At 72.2% G+C, this 4,533-nt stretch carries 4 protein-coding genes; 3 read left to right on the top strand and 1 reads right to left on the bottom strand.

The features are described from left to right. From AB0O00_RS30535 to AB0O00_RS30525, 3 genes are all read left to right on the top strand, one after another. On the top strand, window positions 1-864 hold an 864-nt coding region (locus AB0O00_RS30535; RefSeq protein WP_363657252.1), incomplete at its 5' end, for a Hint domain-containing protein. Window positions 865-950: 86 nt separating this feature from the next. Further along, window positions 951-1,412 (top strand): hypothetical protein, encoded by a 462-nt coding sequence (locus tag AB0O00_RS30530; RefSeq protein ID WP_363657250.1) that lies wholly within the window; start codon window positions 951-953, stop codon window positions 1,410-1,412. 168 nt (window positions 1,413-1,580) lie between these two features. Next, window positions 1,581-2,009, top strand: a complete 429-nt coding sequence (locus AB0O00_RS30525; RefSeq protein ID WP_363657248.1) for a nitroreductase family deazaflavin-dependent oxidoreductase — start codon at window positions 1,581-1,583, stop codon at window positions 2,007-2,009. Window positions 2,010-2,075: 66 nt separating this feature from the next. Here the strand turns inward: AB0O00_RS30525 and AB0O00_RS30520 are convergent, their stop codons facing one another. Then, a complete protein-coding gene (locus AB0O00_RS30520) occupies window positions 2,076-3,926 on the bottom strand; it encodes a glycoside hydrolase family 15 protein (RefSeq protein WP_363657246.1) in 1,851 nt (616 codons plus the stop codon). Window positions 3,927-4,533 lie beyond the last annotated feature (607 nt).

The raw sequence follows: 4,533 nt of genomic DNA, 5'->3' as shown, positions 1-4,533 counted from the left end.
GCCGGCCTGGTCGGCGCCAACACCGCGGTGCGGGCCGGCTTCACCGCCGCCCGCGCGACCCGCGCCGCCAGCCGGACCAGGAGGTTCGCCTCCCGCGCCCGGTCCGTGTTCCGGCGCACCGGCTGCAACTCCTTCGCCCCCGACACCCCGGTGCTCATGGGCGACGGCGGACAGCTGCCGATCGGCGTGGTCCAGGTCGGTGACGAGGTGCTGTCCACCGACCCGGCCACCGGCGAGACCCGGCCCGAGCCGGTCCTGTCGGTCATCTACGGGTACGGCACGAAGCACCTGGTCGACATCGAGACCGCCGGGGACGGGGCCACCGAGGCGGGCCCGGCACTGCGGGTGACCGCCGAGCACCCCGTCTGGGTGCCCGGCCAGGGGTGGACCGACGCCGCCAAGGTGCGCGTCGGCGACTCCCTCGTGACCCCGGCGGGCACCCCGGTCGCCGTCACCCGGGTGACCGACCTGGGCGAGGTCGCCGACCAGCTGGTCGTCAACCTCACCATCGGCGACCAGCACACCTACAGCGTCCGCTCCGGCGACGACTGGGTGGTCACGCACAACAAGTCGTGCCGGATCGACCTCGCGCACGTCCTCGGCGGGCACGGCTCGGTCAGCCGGGTCGCGGGCAAGAGCCGCTTCCGCTCGCGCAACGTCAAGGAGGTCAAGTACCTCATCCACACCACCGTCAAGAAGGGCAAGAGCAGGCCCAACACGGACGGCCGCGCGGGCCGGATCTACGAGCACGACTTCGGCCGCATCGTCGGCCGGGACAGCAGGGGCCGGCACACGACCAGGGTGCGGGTCGTGGTGCTGACCAAGAAGGGCAGGAGGACGGCCAGGACGGCCCACCCCTACTGATCTACTGACCCTCGAACGGATCGCCGGGGGCCGCACGCCGGCCCCCGGCGATCCGCCGTTCCCCTCCACCTGCAACGGACCAGAGCATGATCGATCTCTCCTTCTCCCCCACCTCGACCGGCGGCGCCGACCGCGGCCCGCGCGGCACCATGGACTTCGCGACCGCGGACCTCCACGACCTCACGCACGAGGCCTTCTGGGGCCCGTACACCTTCCGCCTCGACGACGCCGACTTCAGCGGCACCGGGCCGGTCCTGGACCTCGCCCTCGGCCTCTTCGGCGCCGCCCGGGACCTCGCCGGCGCCAAGCGCGCCCGCTACTCCGCCGCCGAGGGCGCGGGCGAGTACCGCTTCGAACGCCGGGGCGACACCGTCCGCGTCCGGCTGGAACGCGGGCCGGCCGGCACGGTCGGGTACGCCGAACTCGCCGAGGCCGCACGGACGTTCCTCGCCGAGGTGGTCCGTGAGCTCTGCGGGAGGTTCCCGGATCTGCGGCGCAATCCGGAGATCCGCCGCCTGCGCGCCGCCGCGGAGACCGGCTTCGCCTGACCGGCGTCCCCCGCCCCGATCCGTGCGGCCCGGATCCGTGCGGTCGGATCCGTGCGGCCGGATCCATGCGGACCGGTCCCGGTGTCGGGGCCCGCGTCCACGTCTGGAACGGGCAGGCTGGGGGCAAGATCCGATCACACCCGGCAACACCAGAGTCAGGAGTTCGGCATGAGTGAACCGCTCGACTTCAACGCGAGGACCATCGCGGAGTTCCGAGCGAACGGCGGCAAGGTCGGCGGCCCCTTCGAGGGGGCCCCGCTCGTCCTGGTGCACCACCGGGGCCGCACGAGCGGCAAGGAGTACGTCGCCCCGATGATGTGCCTGCCGCACGACGTCGATCCGGACGTCGTCTACGTCTTCGCCAGCAAGGGCGGGGCACCCACCGATCCGGACTGGTACCGGAACCTGACCGCCGCCGGCGAGGGCACCGTCGAACGGGGGACGGAGACCTACCCGGTGTCCGTCCGGGAGCTGACCGGCGAGGAGCGCGACCGCGTCTACGCCGAGCAGGCCCGGCGCTACCCGGGCTTCGCCGAGTACGCCCGCCAGACCGCCGGCATCCGCGTCATCCCGGTGCTCGAACTGACCCACGCGTGATCGGGCGTCCGCCGTCGGCCTCGACCGTCAGACTCCGCCGTCCGCCTCCGCTGTCGGCCTCTGCCGTCAGCCGAGGGCGCGGTCGAGGTTGACGGCGGCGCTGATCAGCGAGAGGTGGGTGAACGCCTGGGGGAAGTTGCCGAGTTGTTCGCCGGTCCGGCCGATCTCCTCGGCGTAGAGGCCCACGTGGTTGGCGTACGTGAGCATCTTCTCGAACGCCAGCTTGGCCTCCTCAAGGCGTCCGGCGCGGGCGAGGGCCTCGACGTACCAGAAGGAGCAGATCGAGAACGTGCCCTCGGCACCCCGCAGGCCGTCCGGGCTGGCCTCCGGGTCGTAGCGGTAGACCAGCGAGTCGGAGACCAGGTCGGCGGTCAGCGCGTCCAGGGTGGAGAGCCACTTGGGGTCGGTGGGCGCGATGAACTTGGCCATCGGCATCATGAGCAGGGAGGCGTCGAGCACGTCGTCGCCGAGCCCCTGGACGAACGACCCGCGCTCGGCCGACCAGCCCTCGCGCATGATCTGCCGGTAGATCGCGTCCCGGCTGCGCTGCCAGCGGGGCAGGTCGGCGGGCAGTCCGCGGCGGTTGGCCATCCGGATCGCCCGTTCGATCGCCACCCAGCACATCAGCCGCGAGTAGACGAAGTTCCGCGGGCCGCCGCGGGTCTCCCAGACGCCCTCGTCGGGCTGGTCCCAGTGGTCGCAGAGCCACTCCACCACGGCGCCGACCTCGTCCCAGTGGTCGCTGCTGATCGGCCGGCCCCACTTGTCGTAGAGGTAGACGGAATCGATCAGCGCTCCGTAGATGTCGAGTTGGAGCTGCTTGGCGGCGCCGTTCCCCACGCGCACCGGGGCGGACCCGAGGTGCCCCTCCAGGTGGGGCAGCTCGGACTCGGTGAGGTCGGCGCGCCCGTCGATGCCGTACATGATCTGCAGCGGGCCGCCGGGGCCGGTGCCGCGCATGATGCCCCGGTCGGACAGGAAGCCCATGAACGCCTCGGCCTCCGAGGTGAAGCCCAGGCGGAGCATCGCGTAGACGCAGAACGCGGCGTCGCGGACCCACACGTAGCGGTAGTCCCAGTTGCGCTCGCCGCCGACCCGCTCCGGCAGGCTGGTCGTCGGGGCGGCCACGATCGCGCCGGTCGGCGCGTAGGTGAGCAGCTTCAGCACCAGTGCGGAGCGGTGCACCATCTCCCGCCACCGGCCGCGGTAGCGCGAGCGGCCCAGCCAGTCGCACCAGAACCGGACCGTCGCCTCGAACTGCGCCTGCGCCTCGGCGTGCGGGCAGGCGCGCGGGCGGAGGCCGTCGCCGATCCGGTCGAGGGCGAACACCACCGACTCGCCTTCGAGGAGCTTGAAGTGCGACCACACGTCCGTGCCGTCGGCTTCGAGCGGCGCGGTGGAGGTGAGGGCGAGCGAGATCGACGGGGACTCGAAGACGGCCTCGCCGGCCTGCACACGCACGGTGTGCGTTTCGGCGCCGTAGCCGAAGCGGGGTGCTATCCGGGCCCGGAAGGGGAGGGTGCCCCGGACGCACACCACTCGCCGGATCAGCCGGTGCCGGTCCGCCTCCCGCGACTCGTCGACGACCGGCATGAAGTCCTGGATCTCCGCCACCCCGTCGGCGGCGTAGAACCGCGTGATCAGCACATTGGTGTCGGGGAAGTAGAACTGGCGCGTGCGCGTCGGCACGTCCGCCGCGAGCTCGAAGGACCCGCCGCGCTCGGCGTCGAGGATCGACGCGAACACGCTCGGTGAGTCGAAGCGGGGGCAGCAGTACCAGTCGATGGTGCCGTCGGTGCCGACGAGCGCGGCGGTCCGGAGATCGCCGATCAGTCCGTGCTCGGCGATCGGCAGGTAGCGCGAGGCGTCCCCGCGCCCGGCGCGCGCGACGCGCTCGAATGCGTTCCCGTACTCCATGCCGGCCTCCCTACCGTTGCGCTGCGGGCAGGTGCGGGGATCGAGACGACCTCGTCTCTCATGGTAGATCGCCCCGGAGGCCCGGCCAGGCGGGCGGGGGCGCTGCTGGCATGGCCGACTACGGACGGTGACCGGGCGGTGAGTCGTCGCGGCGGCCGTGGACGGCGGTGGCGGCCGCTGCACCGGATCCGTCGCAGCTGATTGCCTGTCAGCTTCGGTCTGGCCGCCCGGTCCTGAGCCCCGACCGGAGAAACGTCGTCCAACTCGTCGCTTTGGCGCTCTTGATGGTGGGTAGAACGTACTCGGAATGTCTGCAGGCCGGCAGGCCCGTGAGACCCATGACGAGCGAGCCCCCACCGTGCCGGACGCGCCGAGCGCGCCCAACTCGCCACCGCCACCCCCGCATCCACCCCGTCCTCACGCGGAGGCGCCCAGTGACCTGGGGAGTCGACTACCCGTGGACGCATCCGTCGGCCGGCGCGCTGCAAGCCGCCGGCGCGTCCTTCGCCATGCGCTACCTCTCCACCGACCAGAGCAAGAACCTGACGTTCGCCGAGGCCACCGACCTTGCCGCGCACGGCATTTGGTCCGGCGTCGTCTGGGAGAC

The organism is Kitasatospora sp. NPDC093558, assembly GCF_040683475.1.
GTDB lineage: Bacteria > Actinomycetota > Actinomycetes > Streptomycetales > Streptomycetaceae > Kitasatospora.
This window is presented reverse-complemented; position numbering and strand designations above follow the sequence as displayed.

Bases quoted from the DNA above. Each gene is read 5' to 3' on its own strand.
- AB0O00_RS30525 (WP_363657248.1), top strand. From the start codon at position 1,581: ATGAGTGAACCGCTCGACTTCAACGCGAGGACCATCGCGGAGTTCCGA.
- AB0O00_RS30530 (WP_363657250.1), top strand. From the start codon at position 951: ATGATCGATCTCTCCTTCTCCCCCACCTCGACCGGCGGCGCCGACCGC.
- AB0O00_RS30520 (WP_363657246.1), bottom strand. From the start codon at position 3,926: ATGGAGTACGGGAACGCATTCGAGCGCGTCGCGCGCGCCGGGCGCGGG.